Origin of the sequence: Vibrio sp. Y29_XK_CS5, from assembly GCF_024181835.1 — a bacterium.
Classification (GTDB): domain Bacteria; phylum Pseudomonadota; class Gammaproteobacteria; order Enterobacterales; family Vibrionaceae; genus Vibrio; species Vibrio harveyi.
Genome location: NZ_JAMZAM010000011.1, coordinates 37,363 through 58,670, shown reverse-complemented (window position 1 = coordinate 58,670; position 21,308 = coordinate 37,363). Strand labels below are relative to the sequence as shown.

Below are 21,308 nucleotides of genomic sequence, written 5' to 3'. Positions count from 1 at the left end.
ATCGCATTCAATACATTCTGTAGACATATAGACGTCTAAACGTCGATTTGAGGAATTTTGATTTCGTGGTGGAGTTGCCACAGGGAGAGTAAGATGGGATACACGCATGCAGGGCACATCGATGCCTTAAACCAGAATATCGCTGAACTATCAGACAACATCAACGTCTCATTTGAGTTTTTTCCACCAAGCAGTGAGAAGATGGAAGAAACACTGTGGAACTCAGTGCATCGTCTTAAAACTCTTCAACCAAAATTCGTTTCTGTCACATACGGCGCAAACTCAGGCGAGCGTGACAGAACCCATTCGATCATTAAAGAAATCAAAGCGGCAACAGGTCTTGTGGCTGCACCTCACCTAACGTGTATCGACGCAACTCGTGATGAATTGATCGACATTGCTGACGATTACTGGAATAACGGTATCAAAAACATCGTAGCGCTACGTGGTGATATTCCACCGGGTGGTGGTGCGCCAGATATGTACGCATCGGATTTGGTAGAACTGCTTAAAGCGCGCCACGATTTCGATATCTCAGTAGCGGCATTCCCAGAAGTTCACCCTGAAGCGAAAAGTGCTCAATCGGATCTGCTGAATCTAAAGCGTAAAGTTGACGCAGGTGCAAACCGCGCGATTACTCAGTTCTTCTTTGATGTGGAGTCTTACCTGCGCTTCCGTGACCGTTGTGTAGCGGCTGGTATTGATGTCGAAATTGTGCCGGGTATCTTGCCAGTATCGAACTTCAAACAAGCATCTCGCTTTGCGGCGCAGAATAATGTGAAAGTACCAGGTTGGATGAGCAAGCAGTTTGAAGGTTTGGATGATGATCCCGTGACGCGTCAGCTGGTTGGTGCAAGCCAAGCAATTGATATGGTTCGTGTATTAAGCCGTGAAGGTGTAAAAGATTTTCACTTCTACACATTGAACCGTGCAGAGATGACTTATGCACTTTGCCACACTCTAGGTGTTCGTCCACAAGTTGCAGTAGGGGCTTAATGCCCCTTCCCCAGATAAACAAAAGGCTTGCCCATTGGCAAGCCTTTTTCGTTTCATTTAAAGTGACGAATTAGCCGATCACTTCAAGTTCTGTTAGTACTTCTTCTGCCCAGTTAATCCAAGCTTCACGTAGCATTAGGTTACGACGAAGTGTTAGACGCTCTAGACGTGCTTGCTTGTCTAGTGTTGATGGCGTTGCGTAGTACGCTGCTTCGATTTCTTTGTAGTGAGAAACGAGCTTACGAGACTCTTCTACAAGTTCAGAAAGCTGGTCACGGTACGGTGCTGCTGGCTGCACGGCACAAGCCATTAGCTTAGCAGAGAATTCGTCGCGTACAGTTGGGTGTGCAGTTGGTTGATCGAACCACTCGCCTAATGCGCTACGACCTGCGTCAGTGATTGAGTAAACCTTACGATCTGGTTTGCCTTCTTGAGGTTCTAGTACGCAAGTAACCAGCTCTTTCTCAGCCATCTTGTTAAGTTCACGATAAACTTGTTGATGGCTTGCTTTCCAGAAGTAACCGATGCTAGCTGAGAATTCTTTAGTGATGTCGTAACCGGTAGCGTCGCGAGTGCTAAGTACAGTTAGAATTACGTGTGGTAATGACATGTCTTCAATCCAAATGGTCAATAAACTTGTAAACAAGCTAGCTACACTTTCATTTGCGTTCTTAATGACGCTTGAGTTTTTTATGTGTAGATAGCACCAACAATGTTGGTCCTGTCACCTTAAAGCCGTTTATCACCTAGAGTGATGGTGTTTCCACCGAGCTGGAGCCTATTTGATTGGACTTATGAGCTTCCAGCAGGCAAGTAGTATATAAATAATAAGCATGAAGTGGAATAGTAGGACAAAATTACCCAAAAAAACTAATAAAATACTCAATAGTGTTTTTTGGTAGTGAAATGTTTTGTTGTGTAGAGACTTTTTGTTTTCTATTTGGATTAATAATCTAGGTCGGTATTGTTCGAATAGTGGAAGTGATTAGTAAATAACAATAAAGGCTGAGATTTCGCTCAGCCTTTTAGTCAACTTTATGTAATCAGATTAACCTGTATTACGCATGCCTGCTGCAATACCTGCAATCGTCACCATCAATGCTTCTTCTAAATTGGCAGAAGCTTCTTCAGTTTGACGAGTTCGGTATAGCAACTCGGCTTGAAGCATGTTCAATGGCTCAACGTAGATGTTACGTAGGCGAATAGATTCTAGACCCCAAGGGTCGCTTTGCATTAGGTTCTCGTTGTTCTCTACGTTTAGTACCGACTTGATATCACGCTGGAGTTGCTCACGTAGTCGATCACCTAATGGTAGAAGTTGATTCTCCACTAGGCGTTGATCATAGTAGCGAGAGATTTCCATGTTGCACTTGGTGTACACCATCTCAAGCATGCCTAGACGAGTAGAGAAGAACGGCCATTCACGACACATCTCTTCCAGTAGCGCCTGATGACCTTTGTCTACAGAGTACTGAATAGCCTCACCTGCGCCTAACCATGCTGGCAGAACCAAGCGGTTTTGGCTCCAAGAGAAGATCCATGGAATCGCACGCAAGCTTTCTACGCCACCGTTTGGATTACGTTTCGCTGGTCGTGAACCAAGTGGCAGCTTACCTAGCTCAAGCTCCGGTGTTGCTTGGCGGAAGTAAGGCACGAAATCTGGCTCGCCACGAACGACACTACGGTATGCTTCGCAGCTTACTTCTGACAAGACGTCCATTAGGTCACGCCACTCTTGCTTAGGCTCTGGTGGCGGCAGTAGGTTTGCTTCAAGGATTGCGCTCGCGTACAGGTTGAAGCTATTAACTGCTACATCAGGTAGACCCAACTTAAAGCGGATCATTTCGCCTTGCTCTGTTACGCGCAGGCCGCCTTTCAGACTCTTAGGTGGCTGAGATAGTAGTGCAGCATGTGCTGGCGCACCACCACGACCAATTGTACCGCCACGACCGTGGAATAGTGTGAGTTCTACACCTTCTTCTTCTGCAACCTTAACCAGTGAGTCCATCGCATGGTATTGCGCCCAACCTGCTGACATTACGCCTGCGTCTTTTGCAGAGTCAGAGTAGCCGATCATCACCATTTGGTGGTTTTGGATAAAGCCGCGGTATAGGTCGATACCCATCAGCTGCTTGATTACTGCTTCTGCGTTGTTCAAATCGTCTAGCGTTTCGAACAGAGGACACACGTCCATGCGGTAAGGGCAACCTGCTTCTTGAAGTAGTAGGTGTACGGCAAGTACGTCAGAAGCGGTACGCGCCATTGAGATAACGTAAGCACCGAATGCTTCGCGAGGTTGTGCTGCAACAATCTTACAGGTATCCAAAACCTCTTTAACTGGTTCCGATGGTTCCCAGTCACGAGGCAGAAGAGGGCGCTTAGATGCGAGTTCGTTAGTTAGGAAAGCTACCTTATCTTGCTCGCTCCACTGTTCGTAGTCACCGATACCTAGGTAACGAGTCAGTTCAGATAGAACGTCGGCATGACGCGTACTTTCTTGACGGATATCGAGACGAACTAGGTGGATACCGAATGCTTTAACACGGCGTAGCGTATCCAGCAGTGAGCCGTTAGCAATCACGCCCATGCCACATTCGTTTAGTGATTGGTAACACGCGTAAAGTGGTTCCCAAAGCTGCTCTACTTTTTGTAGCGGCGCTTTGACTGCCAGTTTCTGACCGTGAACTTTTGCGTCGAGAATGTCTTTTGTTTCGTTCAGTAGCGAACGTAGCTGTTTAAGGATCGCACGGTATGGTTCGTGTTGATCTTCACCCGCAAGCTCTCGAACTTTGTCGTTACACACTGTCATTGACAGTTCGCTGATCAGTTCGTTGATGTCGTTGAGGTATAGGTCTGCCGCTTTCCAGCGAGACAGAAGCAGTACTTCACGAGTTACGCTGTGAGTTACAAATGGGTTACCGTCGCGGTCACCACCCATCCAAGATGAGAAGTGCACAGGGCGAGCATCAATCGGTAGACCTTCGCCAAGGTATGATTTTAGACGGTCGTTCATTTCACGTAAGAAGTCAGGTACGGCTTCCCATAGTGAGTTTTCTACTACGGCAAAGCCCCATTTAGCTTCATCAAGCGGTGTCGGGCGCTGTTGACGAATAACGTCAGAGTGCCAGCTTTGAACGATCAGCTGCTCAAGACGGCGTTCAGTTTTCTTACGCTCTTTGAAAGAGAGGTCGCTCAGCTCTAGCTTAGATAGACACTCGTTGATCTTTACAAGCTTGTTGATCATAGTGCGACGAGTGATTTCGGTTGGGTGCGCAGTCAGAACTAACTCAATGTTCAGATCGCGAACCGCTTGTGCCGTGTCTAGCTTACTCACATCATTTTGCACTAGTTTTGAGAACAGCGAATTAATTGCGTCAGGTTCGCAGATATGCTCTTCACAATGGCGTGAAATGGTGTGGTATTGCTCAGCAATATTGGTCAGGTTTAGAAATTGGTTGAACGCGCGGGTCACTGGCGTCAATTGCTCATCTGGTAAGCTTTTAATTTCTTCTATTAAGCTTTCTCTGTCAGCGTTATTTCCAGCTTGAGCCGATTTGGATAATTTACGAATGGTTTCCACTTTCTCGAAGATTTCTTCGCCATGAGCATCACGAATCGTGTTACCCAGAAGGTGGCCCAACATGCGCACATTGCTTTTAAGTGCGGCGTATTTCTCGTTCATTGTCATCCTGCCTCGTAAAAAAACTACATCCATTGTCCTTGTTAAGACTCCAATCTAGCGAAAATAACCAGTTCTAGTCAAATAAAGCAGAGTAAGTTTGCAATTATTCCGCTGCTGACCTGATTTAGAGCAAAATTAGGTCAGCTTATGCCACTCGAAGTGAAAATTAATTACAAAATTGCCGCTTAAAGAAGGGTATAGCGTGCTAGAAGAATAGTGGCGAAGATAACAAAATGCAGCTCAATCGAGCTGCATTGTGAGGAAAGTACAGAATGCGACTAACAACAATATTTCACCATCGCACGTGATAACACGTCGATGGTTGGGTCGATAAAGTCGAAAGAGAGGAACTCATCTGGTTGATGAGCTTGATCAATTGAACCGGGACCTAGAACTAAGGTTGGACACAGTTGCTGCAGAAATGGCGCTTCAGTACAGTAGTTGACGGTTTCTGAGCTGGTTTGACAGATCTCTTCAACACCACCAATAAATGAGTGATCGTGTTGACATTCGTAACCCGGAATTGGCTCGTGCAAGGGAATAATTTCTAATCGCCCTGGCCATTTCGCCTCGACTTCTTTCAATGCTCCGCGCAGCATGTTCTCTAAACCATCAAGGCTAATACCAGGAAGAGGACGAACGTCATAATGCAGTTCACAGCAACCGCAAATACGGTTTGCGCTGTCACCACCATGGATATGACCAAGGTTTAGGGTAGGGCTTGGAATCGCAAAACCCGGATGGTGATACTCTTTAACCAATTTGTCGCGCAGTTGCATCATGGCAAACATGACTTCATGCATTATTTCAATTGCGTTGACGCCGAGCGCAGGATCAGACGAATGACCGGACTTGCCTGTTACGCGAATGGCATTTGCCACATGCCCTTTATGACCTCGAATTGGTACGAGGCTGGTGGGTTCGCCAATGATGCAGTAATCCGGCTTAAAAGGCGCATTCTCAGTGAAATGACGGGCACCTAGCATGGTGGTTTCTTCATCACAGGTCGCCAATACATAAAGCGGCTTGGTTTGCTTACTCCAGTCGATTTTCTTTACCGCTTCATAAATAAAGGCAAAGAAGCCTTTCATATCAGCAGTACCCAAACCGTAAAAGCGGTTGTCTTTTTCGGTCAGCTTATGTGGGTCAAAACTCCAACGTCCTTCATCAAATGGCACTGTGTCGCTGTGACCTGCGAGAAGTAGACCGCCTTCACCTTCACCCATACGTGCAATCATATTGTGTTTGCCTGGCTCCACTTCGATCACTTCAACACTGAAGCCAAGATCTTTAAACCAAGAAGCTAGCTTCTCGATCACTTTGGCATTGCCTTGATCCCAACTTGGATCGGTTGAGCTGATCGAAGAGGTACTGATCAGTCCTTCATAGACCTCTAGAAAACTTGGTAATTGCATGGATTCTTCAATTCTCCTATTGACAGACAGAGCACAAAAATGTAAAACACATATTAAATCATATTTAATGAATAAAAAATCAAAATAAAGCAAAAATTAAATATGAATAGTCATTTTGAGCCTTAAGTATATGGATGTCATGTAATGCTAAAAACCACGATTATCGGAGCCAGCGGCTACACCGGCGCAGAGTTGGCTTTAATGGTCAACAAACACCCTGAACTCACGCTATCAGGTTTATACGTTTCCGCCAATAGCGTAGATGCAGGAAAGAATATTGCTCAATTGCACGGCAAGCTAGCGGGTGTGATTGATATGCCAGTTTCACCACTGACTGACCCTGAGCAAGTTGCTCAAGTGTCTGATGTGGTCTTTCTGGCAACGGCACATGAAGTGAGCCATGACTTAGCTCCTATCTTCTTAGAGGCGGGATGTCAGGTATTCGATTTATCTGGTGCATTTCGTGTGAAAAGCGAAGGCTTCTACGACACCTTTTATGGCTTCGAACATCAATATAACAACTGGCTAGATAAAGCAGCATACGGCTTAGCAGAGTGGAACCAAGAATCAATAAAAACCACTCCTTTGATTGCAGTGGCAGGTTGCTACCCAACCGCTTCACAGCTTGCAATCAAACCTTTATTAGAACACGCATTACTGGATACCAACCAATGGCCTGTGATTAATGCAACCAGTGGTGTATCAGGTGCAGGGCGTAAAGCTTCCATGGTTAACAGCTTCTGCGAAGTGAGCTTGCAACCTTACGGTGTCTTTAACCATCGTCATCAACCAGAGATTGCTCAGCATTTAGGTTGCGATGTGATTTTTACTCCACACCTAGGCAACTTCAAACGCGGCATTCTTGCCACTATCACGATGAAATTGGCACAAGGTGTGACGGAAGCACAAGTGGTACAAGCGTTTGAACAAGCTTACCAAGGCAAGCCAGCGGTTCGCCTTAAAGGTGACGGTATTCCACGTATTCAGGATGTCGAAAATACGCCTTTTTGTGATATCGGCTGGAAGGTACAAGGCGAACACATCATTGTGATTTCGGCGATCGACAACCTACTTAAAGGTGCATCGAGTCAAGCGATGCAATGTCTCAATATTCATTACGGTTACCCAGAACTGACAGCGTTGCTGTAGTCGTTGAAAGAGGGAAATGCGATGACGCAAACCAATCAAGCTCCTTTAGTCATTAAGCTCGGTGGTGCAGCCCTATCTTGCACTCAAACCTTAAGCCAACTGTTTGGTGCCATTGCGGCTTACCAAAAGTCGGCACAGCGACAAATCGCCATCGTTCATGGCGGTGGCTACCTAGTTGATGAATTGATGGCAAAGCTTCAGCTTGAAACCGTAAAGAAAAACGGTCTTCGCGTAACGCCTTATGAGCAAATTCCTGTGATTGCAGGTGCGCTTGCGGGTACAGCAAACAAATTGCTTCAAGGTCAAGCGATTGCGGATGGTCTAAACGCTGTAGGTCTTAGTCTCGCTGATGGTGGGCTATGTCATGTTGAAGAGCTGGACCCAGAGCTAGGCGCAGTAGGTAAAGCATCACCGGGTGATTCAACCCTATTACAAGCGGTGCTAAACGCAGACGCATTGCCGATCATCAGCTCAATTGGTCTGACTGAAAAAGGTCAGATGATGAATGTGAATGCTGACCAAGCCGCTGTTGCAGTGGCCGGTGCGTTAGATGCGGAGTTAGTACTTCTGTCTGATGTTAGCGGTGTACTCGATGGCAAAGGTCACCTGATCAAAACGCTATCCGAGCAAGAAGCCGATGCATTGATCAAAGGGCAAGTGATCACCGACGGTATGATCGTCAAAGTTAAAGCTGCTTTGGAGGCTGCCAATGATCTTGGTCGTCCTATCGAAGTTGCGACATGGCGTTACCCAGAGAAACTGACCCAGCTATTCGCGGGTGAAAGTATCGGAACGCAGTTTCTGCCGCAATAGAGCAGAAGCAAACCAGTTAAAGAATTGAACATTAGGAAGTGGTTGGCACTGACCGCCGAGAGCAGCGCCAGTTAAGTTTGGAGAAAAAACATGAGCAAAGTGAACGTAAATAAAGTGGTAGTCGCATACTCAGGCGGTCTAGATACTTCAGTAATCATCCCGTGGCTAAAAGAGAACTACGACTGTGAAGTAGTAGCTTTCGTTGCCGATGTTGGTCAAGGTGCAGAGGAGCTAGAAGGTATTGAAGCGAAAGCAAAAGCTTCTGGTGCTTCTGAATGTTACATCGCTGATCTGAAAGAAGAAATGGTAGCGGATTACATTTACCCTACGCTAAAAACCGGTGCTTACTACGAAGGTAAATACTTACTAGGTACATCAATGGCGCGTCCAATCATTGCCAAAGCGCAGGTTGAAGTTGCACGTAAAGTGGGCGCAGACGCTCTGTGCCATGGTTGTACAGGTAAAGGTAATGACCAAGTACGTTTTGAAGGTGCATTTGCAGCACTAGCACCAGATCTGCATGTTATTGCGCCTTGGCGTGAATGGGATCTAGTGAGCCGTGAAGAGTGCTTAGATTACCTAGCAGAGCGTAACATTCCTTGTTCAGCATCTCTTACTAAGATTTACTCGCGTGATGCGAACGCATGGCACATTTCTACTGAAGGTGGCGTTCTAGAAGATACATGGAACGCGCCAAATGAAGATTGCTGGGCTTGGACTGTAGACCCAGAGCAAGCACCGAATGAAGCAGAAACCGTGACGCTAAAAGTAGCGAAAGGTGAAGTTGTTGAGGTAGACGGTGAAGCGATGACACCATATAACGCGTTGGTTTACCTAAACGAAAAAGGTGCGAAGCACGGTGTTGGTCGTATCGATATTGTCGAAAACCGTCTAGTGGGAATGAAGTCTCGTGGTTGCTACGAAACTCCGGGGGGCACCATCATGATGGAAGCACTGCGTGCGGTAGAGCAACTGGTGCTGGATAAAGCGTCATTTGAATTCCGCGAGGAGCTTGGTCTGAAAGCATCACACCTTGTTTATGATGGTCGTTGGTTCACGCCGCTATGCAAGTCTATTCTTGCGGCTTCTGAGGAGCTCGCGCAAGACGTGAATGGCGAAGTGGTTGTGAAGCTTTACAAAGGTCACGCAACGGTAACGCAAAAACGTTCGGATAACAGTTTGTACTCTGAAGAGTTTGCTACTTTTGGTGAAGATGAAGTTTATGACCAAAGCCATGCTGAAGGCTTTATCCGTCTTTACTCACTATCAAGCCGTATCCGTGCTCTGAACAGCCAGAAAAAATAAGCCAATTTAACGCCTTATAAGATAAGAGACCTGCCACTATTGGCAGGTCTTTTTGGTTTGTTGCTGACCTTATTGGCATAAAGATAAAATAGTCATGAATAAATATGTAAAAATATTGAATTTCTACTTTATTTTTATCTACGATTATCGTAACGTTGAGGCATAAGAAAAAGTGAGCAAATGACCACCGATTTGGTCAACACTTAATGAATAACACGTTAGCGTAAGCAATAGTCATCAGGAGAGACGCAATGGCATTATGGGGCGGAAGATTTACCCAAGCGGCAGATACCAGATTTAAAGACTTCAACGATTCGTTGCGTTTCGATTACCGATTGGCCGAGCAAGACATCGTAGGCTCAATTGCGTGGTCTAAAGCATTGCTGTCTGTTGACGTGTTATCTGCAGATGAACAACAAAAGCTTGAGCTAGCACTAAATGAACTCAAGCTTGAAGTGATGGAAGACCCACATCAAATCTTACGTTCAGACGCTGAAGATATCCACTCTTGGGTCGAGCAGCAACTGATCAACAAAGTTGGTGACCTAGGTAAAAAGCTACACACGGGACGTTCTCGTAACGACCAAGTAGCAACCGATCTCAAGCTTTGGTGTCGTCAGCAAGGTCAACAACTGTTGATTGCACTTGATCGCCTACAGACTCAAATGGTTGGCGTTGCTAAGCAGCATCAAGGTACTGTTCTTCCTGGTTATACGCACTTACAACGTGCTCAGCCTGTGACGTTTGCTCACTGGTGCTTGGCTTATGTTGAAATGTTTGAGCGTGATTACTCACGTCTGAACGATGCGCTAAAGCGTTTGGATACGTGTCCACTCGGCTCGGGTGCGCTTGCGGGGACCGCTTACCCTATCGACCGTGAAGAGCTGGCTCACAACCTTGGTTTCCATCGTGCGACACGTAACTCGCTAGACTCGGTTTCTGACCGTGACCATGTGATGGAACTGATGTCTGTGGCATCTATTTCGATGTTGCACCTATCTCGCTTGGCAGAAGACATGATCTTCTACAACTCGGGTGAGTCTAACTTTATTGAACTAGCCGATACCGTGACGTCAGGTTCTTCGTTGATGCCGCAAAAGAAAAACCCAGATGCATTAGAGCTTATTCGAGGCAAGACAGGTCGTGTATACGGCGCGCTTGCTGGCATGATGATGACGGTGAAAGCGCTGCCACTGGCTTACAACAAAGACATGCAAGAAGACAAAGAAGGTCTGTTCGATGCGCTTGATACATGGAATGACTGTATGGAAATGGCAGCATTGTGTTTCGATGGCATTAAGGTTAATGGCGAGCGTACGTTAGAAGCGGCGAAGCAAGGTTACGCAAACTCAACTGAGCTGGCGGATTACCTAGTGGTGAAAGGCATCCCATTCCGTGAAGCGCACCATATCGTCGGTGTTGCTGTGGTTGGTGCAATTGCCAAAGGCTGTGCGTTAGAAGAGTTGTCGATTGAAGAATTGAAATCTTTCTCTGAAGTGATTGAGGCGGATGTGTATGACATCTTGACCATCGATTCATGCCTTGAGAAACGTTGTGCGCTTGGCGGCGTGTCGCCGCAGCAAGTGGCTTATGCTGTCGACCAAGCAGACAAGCGTCTATCTCAACGTGACACTTCTGCAGTCAAAGTACGTCCAGCACGTCTGACGGATATTGAGACACTGGAAGGCATGGTGGCGTACTGGGCAAATATGGGTGAGAATCTACCACGCTCACGTAATGAGTTGGTACGTGACATTGGTTCTTTTGCGGTTGCCGAGCACCACGGAGAAGTCACTGGTTGTGCGTCTTTGTATGTCTATGACTCAGGCTTAGCAGAGATTCGCTCTTTAGGTATTGAAGCGGGTTGGCAAGGTCAAGGGCAGGGCAGTGCGATTGTGAACTATCTGGTTGAGAAGGCGCGCCAGATGGCTATTAAGAAAGTCTTTGTGCTGACACGTACGCCAGAGTTCTTTATGAAGCAAAGCTTCTTGCCAACGTCGAAGTCATTGCTGCCAGAGAAAGTACTGAAAGATTGCGATCAGTGCCCACGTCAGCATGCATGTGATGAAGTTGCACTGGAGATCAACTTGTTCGAACAATTGATCCAGAAAAGTAACGTAGCCTAGGTTAATGATTCTATTAGTATTTAAGAAAATACTAAAAAAATCAGAAAAAAATTTGGAACCTTTGAGAGGAAGCCCGGTCTATTAAAGTACCACTGCTTTTTCTTAGAAGAATCTAAGAGAGCCCCAAGACCGGTATTGGTTTTGGGGCTTTTTTCTATCTGTCATCTGGATGATGATCATCTTTATTTTGTTTTCTATGGCGGCGCTGCCACGGCAGAATAACGAAGCGCATCCAGAGGTGTAAAAACAGCAGACCATTAAACGCAAAGCCCGCAAAGATCAGTGCGATCGACTCGATGCTTTGTGGATCATCTTTAAATGCAAACCACCATACGATCCAACATAAGACAGAGAGCACGGTAAGTTGATCCATGCATCGCTGGCAACGCCCGATTTTTTTCCAAAACCAATGCTCTTGGCAACTTCGACAAGTCATTGTTCTACCCAAACTATCTATTTGCTTCTGATTATAACCTCAACTCCTGCTTGGTAGTGTTTTTGCTTGGTTTCTTAGTCTCGCTTATCAAACCAAAAATGAAAAATTAGCTTGGTCAAAATTGTGTAGCACGTAATTGATGTATGGTGCGCTGTCAGCCTGACAATAGGAAAAATAATAATGTCGACAGAACTTAAAGTAGCACTTGGTTTAGCGGGTAGCTTTTTCACGATTGGATTAACAGCCATTGTGTTGGTGAGTCGCTATGCAATGATGACTGCATAACCACAGCTCTATTGATTCTTGAATTGATAAAGCTGAAAGAAGAAAGCCTCGTCTATGACGAGGCTTTTTGTTTATCGATGTTAAGGAAAATGAGGGCAGGATTAGCAACCAGGACCACAGTCTAGGCAGTGCTTGATTGTCTCTGGACCTAAGTGAAGTTTTGCATTCAAATCTCGCAGTGCGGTGCGAACGCCTTCTTCAATTACTGGGTGGTAAAACGGCATATCCAACATTGCTGAAACTGTCATTTTATTTTGATGTGCCCAAGCGAGCAGGTGGGCTAAGTGCTCGGCGTTTGGTCCCATCATTTCTGCGCCCAAGAAGCGTCCGGTGCCTTGTTCTCCGTACACATGCAATATGCCTTTATTGCGTAGCATCACTCGTGAGCGACCTTGGCTTTCAAACGAGACCTCTCCGGTTGCGAAACAGCCGCAGGTGCCTAAACGTGCTTCCAATTGCTTAAAGGTTTCACCAACCATGGCAATTTGTGGATCAGAGAATACAGCAGAAATAGGCGAGCGGCGCAAACCTGCACGAATATCAGGAAAGCGGCCAGCGTTATCACCAGCAATACGACCTTGGTCTGCCGCTTCATGAAGCAGTGGAATTTGGTTACTTGCATCACCTGCGATGAAGATGCTCTCTACCGAAGTTTGCAATGTATAGTGATCCGCCGTTGGTACGCCGCGCTCATCTAATGCCACACTGGTGTTTTCAATCGCGAGCTTATCCACATTCGGGCGACGACCTGTAGCTGCCAATACGTAATCGACAATAAAGGTTTCTAGTTCACCATCGTGGTTGATGAACTGAATTTCGACCTTATCTTCACCGTTATTTTTTGGCGAAGCAATACGTTTCATGCTTTCGATTTTTACATCGGCATCAAGGTAAAACTCTTCTTTGAATGCTTTATCGGCGTACGCCATCACTTCAGGGTCCGTCAATGGTCCTACTTGACCACCAAGACCAAATAGCTTCACATTCACTCCTAAACGATGCAGCGCTTGACCCAATTCAAGACCAATGACACCTGGACCAAATACTGCAACGGATTCTGGCAAGTCATCCCAATCGAATACATCATCGTTAATGACTAGGCGATCGCCGAGCTCATTCCATACCGCTGGGTATGCTGGACGTGAGCCTGTTGCGATCACAATGCGTTTTGCGGTGATCTGAGTGTGGTCATTAACGACTAGCGTATTGTCATCAATAAACTTGGCATAGCCTGAAACTTTATCTTCAGCAGGGATCTCATCGACGCCTTCCAACACAAAGCCAACAAAGCGGTCACGTTCACGCTTTACTCGATCCATTACTTCACTACCGTTAATGTAAATCTCGCCTTGTGGGTGCACGCCGAAACCTGGTGCTTTCTCGATTTGATGTACGCTTTCTGCTGCAGCGATCAAAAGTTTTGAGGGCATACAACCTACACGAGCACATGTTGTGCCGTAAGGACCACCTTCGATCATCACAACACTGTCTGTGTGTGCTTTTGCTGCGCGGTATGCACCAAGACCTGCTGTTCCACCACCAATGATTGCTACGTCAACATTTAACTGTTTCATAATGGATTCTCGTTTTGTCCAAACTGAGTTGAGATGACTAAGTTTAGAAGAGTGAATTTGAGTTCATTAATCTTGATAGTCCGAAGAAGAGCAGTGATCAAGACTAAGCATAGGAAGTGATTGAGGGCGTAGTCTCCCGGGCGAGGGATGCTCCGGGAGACTAAGGGCTGAGTTCTGGACAGCTAAATTGCCAACCCAAGCCCATTAGGCAAATTATTAACCTAGGTAAGCTTCTAATTCTTCGCTACCACCGATGTGTTTACCACCGATGAACACTTGAGGAACCGTCGTACGACCCGAAATTGCACGTAGACTGACTGTTGTTGCGTCTTTACCCAAAATCACTTCTTCATATTGAAGACCGTGGTCAATCAGATTTTGTTTCGCTTTCATGCAGAAAGGGCAACCTGGTTTAGTGAACACAGTGATCGATTCTTGAGTTTTGTACTCAGGTGCTACGTAGTTCATCATTGTGTCTGCATCAGAAACTTTGAACGGGTCGCCTGGTTCGTTTGGTTCAATAAACATTTTCTCAACCACACCGTTTTTCACTAGCATGCTGTAACGCCATGAACGCTTGCCGAAGCCGATGTCGTTTTTGTCTACTAGCATACCCATGCCATCTGTGAACTCACCGTTACCATCTGGGATGAAAGTGATGTTTTCAGCTTCTTGGTCAGCTTTCCATGCATTCATTACAAACGTGTCGTTTACTGATACACATAGAATCTCATCCACACCATGCTCTTTAAATACTGAGAATAACTCGTTGTAACGAGGTAGGTGGCTTGACGAACAGGTTGGAGTAAACGCACCTGGCAAGCTGAATACGATAACCGTTCTGTCTTTAAACAGTTCATCCGTGGTTACGTTCACCCATGCGTCACCTTTACGAACAGGAAAAGTAACTTGTGGTACAGCTTGACCTTCTTTTGATGCAAACATGATGATTTCCTTTTTAAATTTATGAAATAATTCGTTTTCGAGCTTAGCGTTATTTGTCGCTCAGTTTCGTTTTGTTGAGCTCATTATTGAAAAAAAACTTTGATAGCTCTAATCGTTTAATGCTATGGTTTTGATAGATTATTTCTATCGCCAAACAAGAAGCGAATCGTACGTATGAATATCCGAGATTTTGAGTACTTGGTGGCGCTTGCGGAGCACAAGCATTTTCGAAAAGCAGCAGAAGCCTGTTTTGTTAGCCAACCAACTTTAAGTGGCCAGATTCGAAAACTGGAAGACGAACTTGGTACAGCCTTACTAGAAAGGAGTAGCCGTCGAGTGCTGTTTACTGATTCTGGTTTGCAATTGGTGGAGCAAGCAAAACGCATCTTAAGTGAAGTGAAAACTTTCAAAGATATGGCGAGCGGTCAAAGCGGTGCGATGACCGGTCCAATGCACATTGGCTTTATTCCAACCGTTGGTCCTTACCTATTGCCAAAAATAGTCCCTCGACTGAAAGAAGAGTTTCCTGAGTTAGAACTGTTTTTACATGAGGCTCAAACCCACCAACTGGTACGTCAGTTGGAAGAAGGTAAGCTTGATTGTCTTGTACTAGCGTCAGTTGATGAAACAGCTCCGTTTAAAGAGATTGAAGTCTATAACGAGCCGTTGAGTGTTGCTGTGCCTTGCGATCACGAATGGGCTGGTTTAGACCATATAGACATGTTGGATCTTAATGGTCGAACCGTTTTGGCGCTGGGAGATGGTCACTGCCTACGCGACCAAGCGCTTGGTTTTTGCTTTGCTGCAGGAGCAAAAGATGACGAGCGCTTTAAAGCCACCAGCCTAGAAACATTACGTAATATGGTTGCGGCGGGCGCAGGTATCACGTTATTACCACAGTTATCTGTACCGCATGAGAAGAAGAAGGATGGTGTCTGTTATGTCCCTGCGATTAATCCAACGCCTTCTCGCAGCATTGTTTTAGTTTATCGTCCGGGCTCTCCACTGCGTGCTCGTTTCGAAACCTTGGCTGCAACGATTAAAGGGGTACTAGAGGCTCAGGAAGACTCTATTGCCGCTTAAGCGCAAGTTAATATAGGAAAAGGGAGCCCAATGGCTCCCTTTTTTGTTTTATCTGATGAGTGGTTGTTAGAACAACTCTTCTGAGCCGCTACCACCACCTGAATAGATACTGTCTTCTAAACTGTTACCGACGTACTCAGTTGGCTCAGTTCCTTTCTCAAAATATTCGAACATGGATGAACCATCGACTTTATGAGTCAGAAGACCGCTATCACGATCAATACGAACACGGACGATATCTTCTGGGATGTTTTTCGCTTTTTGAGGCGTACCTTCAAGTGCGACGCGCATGAAATCAATCCAAGCTGGCTCAGCTGTCTTCGCCCCCGATTCCGCACCAGAAATCTGTCCTTTACCAAGGTTGCTGTTCACAGTCGTTCGACCTAGAGTGCGAGAGTGATCGTCAAAGCCAACCCATGCAATAGCGACAATGCCCGGACCGTAACCGTTATACCATGTATCTTTTGAATCGTTGGTTGTACCGGTTTTACCGCCAATATCGCGGCGTTCGAGTTTCTGAGCGCGCCAACCTGTACCGTTCCAACCGGTACCATCACGCCAGCTACCGCCGCCCCAAATGTTGCTGTACATCATCTCACGCATTAAGAATGCGTTTTGTGCTGAGATAACTTGCTTCGCATATTGTGGTGTATCGTCTTCTAATGCGTTGTCTGATGTTGGCTCATCCATTGCGATATCTTGCTCGCCAAACTCTGCGGCAAACTTATCTTCAACTGGCGCTTCTTGCTCCATTTGAGGGCAATCATGCTGACAGATAACTTTTGGATTGGCTTTAAATAGCACTTCACCGAAAGAGTCTTCAACGTGGTCAATGTAGAATGGTTCAACATAGTAACCACCGTTGGCAAAGACCGAGTAACCTTGTGCTACTTTCATCGGCGTTAAGCTACCCGCACCAAGCGCAATAGTCTCTGAACGCGGCACTTCGTTGATATCAAAGCCAAAGCGAGTCAGGTATTCGCGAGTCGCATCTAAGCCTACTTCACGCAAAGTGCGCACCGCCATTACGTTTTTCGATTGTGCTAAACCGATACGTAGACGAGTAGGACCAATGTATGTCGGTGGTGAGTTCTTCGGACGCCATGCCGAACCAGAACCTGCATCCCATTTGTTGATGGGAGCATCGTTAACTAATGATGCCAGCGTTAGACCTTTATTGATCGCAGCTGAGTAGATGAAAGGCTTAATACTTGAACCTACCTGACGGACCGACATGGTCGCACGGTTAAATTTGCTATGGACGAAGTTAAAACCACCAACGAGAGAAAGTACCGCACCATTTTCTGGGTTCATTGCGACAAACGCGGTGTTTGCATTTGGCACTTGGCTCAACTTCCAATTGTTGATGGTGTCGCCATCTTTGTCAGTTGTGCTGACTTCGCGAACCCAAATTTGCTGACCTACTTCTAGGATCTCTTGCGCTGATTTTGGTGCTGCGCCTTGGCGTTCATCAGTCAGGAACTTACGAGCCCAGCTCATGCCTGTCCAAGCGAGAGTTTGTTCGTCGTTGTTTTTCACCCAAACTTGTGCCGTTTTACCGTCTACTTTGGTCACAACCGCTGGATAAAGTTGACCATATGTTGGCTGCTTCTTCAGATGCTTCTCAATCTGCTCTGTATCCCAAGCAGGTTCGCCTTGTTTCCACAGTACTTTCTCTGCTCCGCGATAGCCGTGACGTTCATCGTAAGCAAGGATATTGTTGATGGATGCTTTGTTTGCTGCGTCTTGAAGCTTTGAATCTACCGTCATGTAAATGTTCAAACCAGACGTATACGCTTTGTCTGCACCGTATTCTTTTACTGCCCAAGAACGTGCTAGTTCTGCGACGTATGGGGCAGACAGTTCGATTTCAGCGCTATGGTAGCGTGCCACAATTGGCTCTGCGCGTGCTTCATCGTATTGCGCTTGAGTGATGTATTTCTCATCCAGCATACGCATCAACACCACATTACGACGCTTTGTCGCTCGCTCTAGTGAGTAAAGTGGGTTCATGGTTGATGGCGCTTTTGGCATACCTGCTAACGTAGCAATCTCGCTGAGAGTCAGTTCATTCAAACTCTTACCGAAATAAACCTGAGCGGCTGCACCAAAACCGTAAGAGCGGTAGCCAAGGAAAATCTTGTTAACGTATAGCTCCATGATCTCTTGTTTTGTCAACAACTGCTCAATGTGAATCGCAATGAAGATCTCTTTCACTTTACGCATGATTTTCTTCTCATTAGATAAGAAGAAGTTACGCGCTAGCTGTTGAGTGATGGTACTCGCACCTTGTTTTGCAGAACCAGATAATGCCACCACAACAGCAGCACGAGTAATACCGATTGGATCGATACCAGGGTGCTCATAAAAGCGGCTATCTTCGGTCGCAATCAGCGCGTGAATCAAATCTTGCGGAATTTCGTCGTAGGTAACAGGAATTCGGCGCTTCTCGCCAAACTGTGCGATCAGTTTCCCATCTTGACTAAAAACCTGCATAGGTGTTTGTAATTCAACATCTTTTAGGGTTGCAACATCTGGCAATTCAGGCTTCACGTACTGATAGAAGCCAAAAATTGTGGTGACTCCAAGAATTATGCAAATCAATGTTAAAAATAATAAACGCTTTATGAACTTCACCGGAGAATCCCTGATTGGTTGAGGCTGTGTAACGGCAAACCCTTGTACTCTTAGGTCAAAAATTTAGCACATAAGAGGTATTAACTCCTATTTGGGTGCTAATAACAACCTTTGCACGAAGAAAATTCTCTGTGCGCTAACTACATAAGCACGCAGGAATTTCGGAGCGAGAGTAGAGATGGATAAGCTATTAGTTACGGGCATAGATATTGGCCATAACAGCCTCAAAGCCGTGGTACTTAAACCCAATGGCAACAGTTACGCCTTATTGGGTTACAAAGAAATAATACTTAAGGAAGGTATTGTCGCTGAAAATAACACCATAAATCATCAAGAAATTGTAAAGACCCTTAAAGAGATAAGAAAAGAGCTGCCATTTTGGGCTCGACGGGTCGCAATTTCTGTTCCTGATAATGCCGTGATCAGCAAGAAGCTGCAAATTGAGCAGAACTTGGAGGAGAGTGAGAAAGAGTTTGCCGTGGTGCAAGCTTTCTCGCATCAATCCCCATTTCCTGTTGAAGAGCTCAGTCTTGATTTTGTAAAGCTTGATGCCGATGAGCAGATGCGTGGAACAGACAGTTATCAAGTATTCGCGACTCGCAAAGATGTCGTTGAAACTCGCGTCGATGCTCTGCAAAAGTCAGGCTTGAAAACCGTGCTGGTGGACGTGCATTCACAAAGTTTAGGGCATATGTGGAAACTGGCTGTCGAGCGCTTCCCTGAAAAGAGCAAGTATTGCTTGTTGGATATCAGTGCATTGAGCAGCTCTTTCACCATGTTTACAGAGCAGAGTGAATTGTTCCACAAGGAATTTCCTTACGGCACGCGAACTTCAAATGATCTATTTCAGCAAGACCCTCTTGCTGAAGACACGCAAGTTGCTACTGAGCAGTTTAATCGACAAATCGTTGATCGTGTAAAGCGCCAGATTCAGCTCTATACCTCGATTAATGGTAGTCAAGACATCAAAGGCATTTGGTTGTCTGGTGAAGGTGCAGCTACGCCAATGTTAGCAGAAGAACTTTCAAGTCAGTTGGCATTGGAGTGTGAGTTGCTTAATCCGCTCGGTCTATTCGAGATGAAAGTATCGAAACGCAAACGCCGTGCAGCAGATTGGCAGCATTTTACTGCGGCTGCGGGCTTGGCGGTTAGAGGTATTCAATGGCTAGGAGGCAAACATGCTGTATCACATTAACCTCCTTGCGTGGCGTGAGAATCAACGTGAAGAACACCGCCGCCGCTTTCTCAGTTTGATCGTCTTGGGGGTGATTGTTGCGTTGGGCGTGCAATGGGGCATTGGTAAGTTCTATCAATATCAGCAGGATCAACAACAGCAGCGCCTTGATTATTTGGCGCACTATATCTCCCAGCTTGATAAACGAATCGAAGCGATGAAGATTGCTGAACAAGAGCACAGCAAGATCTTGGAGAGGTTAAAGATCGTTGAAGGTTTGCAAAATGGGCGTAATAAGACCACGGAGTTCATGAACCTGATGCCGTCGGTGATCCCTGAAGGAGTCTACGTCGATAAGATCAAAATGAATGATTATGAAATTGAAATCTCGGGTATCTCTGATAGTACACCTCGCTTGGCCACCATGCTCGACAACATGGAGCGTTCAGCCAAGCTGCTAGATGTCGACATGCATTCTATCGTTCATGGTAAAGCGCGTTTTGGGAAAGAGTTTCAGACTTTCAAAGTTTCCTTCATGTTCAAAGACGCCTCGGTGAAAGGAGGTAACCAACATGGTTAATTGGCAAGATCTAGAAATGGATGAGATCGCTGAGTGGCCATTGGTGCCTCAGATAGTAGTGATCTTGTTGTTAGTTGTGCTGATTCAAGGCCTTGGTTATTGGTTTTATTTAAAGCCAGAGCAAGAACAGCTGAATAGCCTTATTCAAGAAGAACAAACCTTAAAAGTTGCGTTACGGATCAAAGCGAACAAAGTCGCTGCTTTGCCTCAATTGCAATCGCAACTTGATGAGCTTACTACTCGATACGAATTGCTACTGCAACAACTGCCTGCACAGAAAGAGCTGGCAACCATGTTGGCTTCGGTGAATGAACTCGGAATTGATAATAAGTTGACGTTCACCCGAATCGACTGGGGTGATAAGCAATCAGAACACTTCCTTTATCGTTTACCGCTCGACATTGAGTTGACAGGGGATTTTCATGATATCGGTCGTTTCTCCCAAGCGATTGCGACGTTGCCACGCATCATCACTTTTAAAGACGTGACTTGGCAGCGTGTCAGCCAAGAGAGTGAAACTCTGCACTTTCGTGTGAAAGCAAACACTTACCAGTTCAAACCAGAGGTGAAGAAAGATGAGAAGTAAATCTTTGCTGATGGTGTGTATTGCTGGCGTTTTGACTGCCTGCCAAGCCAATGATGAATCACTGACGGAATTTATTCGTGACGTGGAGAACCAAGCTCGCCGTGATGTCACCAAACTGCAGCCTGTTGAAGAGTATGTTGTCGTTAATTACGAACCCGAAATATTGCGTGCACCTTTCGAATTACCAAAAGAGGCAACGATTGCGACTCAACCTGTTGCAAGAAAAGACTGCTGGCAACCTCCTTCAAGAAAGCGAACTGGCAAATTGGAAAGGTTTCCTCTTGCGCAACTGCGCTTGAAGGGTGTGATGGGTATCGGCAGCAGTGTTTCTGGGTTGGTTCAGGCTCCGAATGGCACTGTTTACAAAGTAAAACCAGGTCAATACCTCGGACGCAACAATGGCAAGGTTACCCATGTATCCCACAACTATTTATTGATTAATGAAACCTTGCCAGACGGTTTGGGCTGTTGGCAAAAACGCAAAGTTAAGTTGGCTTTGAGATAGGCATAGCTGCATTTATT

17 protein-coding genes are annotated in these 21,308 nt (G+C 45.9%); 10 read left to right on the top strand and 7 right to left on the bottom strand.

Annotated elements, in window-relative coordinates; genetic code table 11:
- Window positions 1–93 precede the first annotated feature (93 nt).
- The gene (metF, locus tag NL647_RS25475) at window positions 94–996 is read left to right on the top strand and encodes a methylenetetrahydrofolate reductase (RefSeq protein WP_005432740.1); all 903 of its coding nucleotides are present in this window, start codon (window positions 94–96) and stop codon (window positions 994–996) included.
- Between the two features lie 70 nt (window positions 997–1,066).
- Here the strand turns inward: metF and NL647_RS25470 are convergent, their stop codons facing one another.
- From NL647_RS25470 to argE, 3 genes are all read right to left on the bottom strand, one after another.
- Window positions 1,067–1,606, bottom strand: a complete 540-nt coding sequence (locus NL647_RS25470; RefSeq protein WP_005451477.1) for a PadR family transcriptional regulator — start codon at window positions 1,604–1,606, stop codon at window positions 1,067–1,069.
- 438 nt (window positions 1,607–2,044) lie between these two features.
- Window positions 2,045–4,678, bottom strand: a complete 2,634-nt coding sequence (gene ppc / locus NL647_RS25465) for a phosphoenolpyruvate carboxylase (protein WP_005451479.1) — start codon at window positions 4,676–4,678, stop codon at window positions 2,045–2,047.
- Window positions 4,679–4,956: 278 nt separating this feature from the next.
- Window positions 4,957–6,093: an acetylornithine deacetylase gene (gene argE, locus NL647_RS25460; RefSeq protein ID WP_050932883.1), complete on the bottom strand. Its 1,137-nt coding sequence runs from the start codon at window positions 6,091–6,093 to the stop codon at window positions 4,957–4,959.
- A gap of 144 nt (window positions 6,094–6,237) precedes the next feature.
- On the opposite strand from argE, the gene argC reads away from it, so the two are divergent.
- The 4 genes from argC to argH all read left to right on the top strand — a co-directional run bounded on the left by argC (window position 6,238) and on the right by argH (window position 11,486).
- Entirely contained in the window at window positions 6,238–7,242 is a 1,005-nt protein-coding gene (argC, locus tag NL647_RS25455; RefSeq protein WP_009701791.1) for an N-acetyl-gamma-glutamyl-phosphate reductase, read from the top strand.
- Between the two features lie 21 nt (window positions 7,243–7,263).
- The gene (argB, locus tag NL647_RS25450) at window positions 7,264–8,055 is read left to right on the top strand and encodes an acetylglutamate kinase (RefSeq protein WP_005451485.1); all 792 of its coding nucleotides are present in this window, start codon (window positions 7,264–7,266) and stop codon (window positions 8,053–8,055) included.
- A gap of 90 nt (window positions 8,056–8,145) precedes the next feature.
- Window positions 8,146–9,360, top strand: coding sequence for an argininosuccinate synthase (locus NL647_RS25445; protein WP_005451488.1), 1,215 nt, complete (start codon window positions 8,146–8,148; stop codon window positions 9,358–9,360).
- A gap of 251 nt (window positions 9,361–9,611) precedes the next feature.
- Window positions 9,612–11,486 (top strand): argininosuccinate lyase, encoded by a 1,875-nt coding sequence (gene argH / locus NL647_RS25440; protein WP_253650797.1) that lies wholly within the window; start codon window positions 9,612–9,614, stop codon window positions 11,484–11,486.
- A 154-nt stretch (window positions 11,487–11,640) separates the two neighbouring features.
- Here argH and NL647_RS25435 read toward each other — a convergent pair whose 3' ends face one another.
- The 3 genes from NL647_RS25435 to NL647_RS25425 all read right to left on the bottom strand — a co-directional run bounded on the left by NL647_RS25435 (window position 11,641) and on the right by NL647_RS25425 (window position 14,726).
- Entirely contained in the window at window positions 11,641–11,922 is a 282-nt protein-coding gene (locus NL647_RS25435; protein ID WP_026000384.1) for a DUF3624 domain-containing protein, read from the bottom strand.
- Between the two features lie 386 nt (window positions 11,923–12,308).
- Window positions 12,309–13,781, bottom strand: coding sequence for a dihydrolipoyl dehydrogenase (locus tag NL647_RS25430; protein ID WP_053050708.1), 1,473 nt, complete (start codon window positions 13,779–13,781; stop codon window positions 12,309–12,311).
- Window positions 13,782–13,997: 216 nt separating this feature from the next.
- The gene (locus NL647_RS25425) at window positions 13,998–14,726 is read right to left on the bottom strand and encodes a redoxin family protein (protein ID WP_005451494.1); all 729 of its coding nucleotides are present in this window, start codon (window positions 14,724–14,726) and stop codon (window positions 13,998–14,000) included.
- 174 nt (window positions 14,727–14,900) lie between these two features.
- Here NL647_RS25425 and oxyR point away from each other — a divergent pair, with 174 nt between their 5' ends.
- The gene (gene oxyR / locus NL647_RS25420) at window positions 14,901–15,809 is read left to right on the top strand and encodes a DNA-binding transcriptional regulator OxyR (RefSeq protein ID WP_005451495.1); all 909 of its coding nucleotides are present in this window, start codon (window positions 14,901–14,903) and stop codon (window positions 15,807–15,809) included.
- 66 nt (window positions 15,810–15,875) lie between these two features.
- Here the strand turns inward: oxyR and NL647_RS25415 are convergent, their stop codons facing one another.
- Entirely contained in the window at window positions 15,876–18,446 is a 2,571-nt protein-coding gene (locus NL647_RS25415) for a PBP1A family penicillin-binding protein (RefSeq protein ID WP_253650796.1), read from the bottom strand.
- Between the two features lie 178 nt (window positions 18,447–18,624).
- Here NL647_RS25415 and pilM point away from each other — a divergent pair, with 178 nt between their 5' ends.
- The 4 genes from pilM to NL647_RS25395 are packed head-to-tail and all read left to right on the top strand — an operon-like array spanning window position 18,625 to window position 21,291.
- A complete protein-coding gene (pilM, locus tag NL647_RS25410; RefSeq protein ID WP_005451497.1) occupies window positions 18,625–19,641 on the top strand; it encodes a type IV pilus assembly protein PilM in 1,017 nt (338 codons plus the stop codon).
- The gene (locus NL647_RS25405) at window positions 19,625–20,200 is read left to right on the top strand and encodes a PilN domain-containing protein (RefSeq protein ID WP_005451499.1); all 576 of its coding nucleotides are present in this window, start codon (window positions 19,625–19,627) and stop codon (window positions 20,198–20,200) included. The genes pilM and NL647_RS25405 overlap by 17 nt, the downstream gene beginning before the upstream one ends.
- Window positions 20,193–20,786 carry a type 4a pilus biogenesis protein PilO gene (locus NL647_RS25400; protein ID WP_253650795.1) on the top strand — a complete coding sequence of 198 codons (594 nt, stop codon included), beginning with the start codon at window positions 20,193–20,195 and terminating at the stop codon, window positions 20,784–20,786. Before NL647_RS25405 ends, NL647_RS25400 begins: the two co-directional genes overlap by 8 nt.
- Complete coding sequence (locus NL647_RS25395; RefSeq protein WP_005451501.1) at window positions 20,776–21,291, top strand: pilus assembly protein PilP; 516 nt, start codon at window positions 20,776–20,778, stop codon at window positions 21,289–21,291. Before NL647_RS25400 ends, NL647_RS25395 begins: the two co-directional genes overlap by 11 nt.
- The last annotated feature ends 17 nt before the right edge of the window (window positions 21,292–21,308 follow it).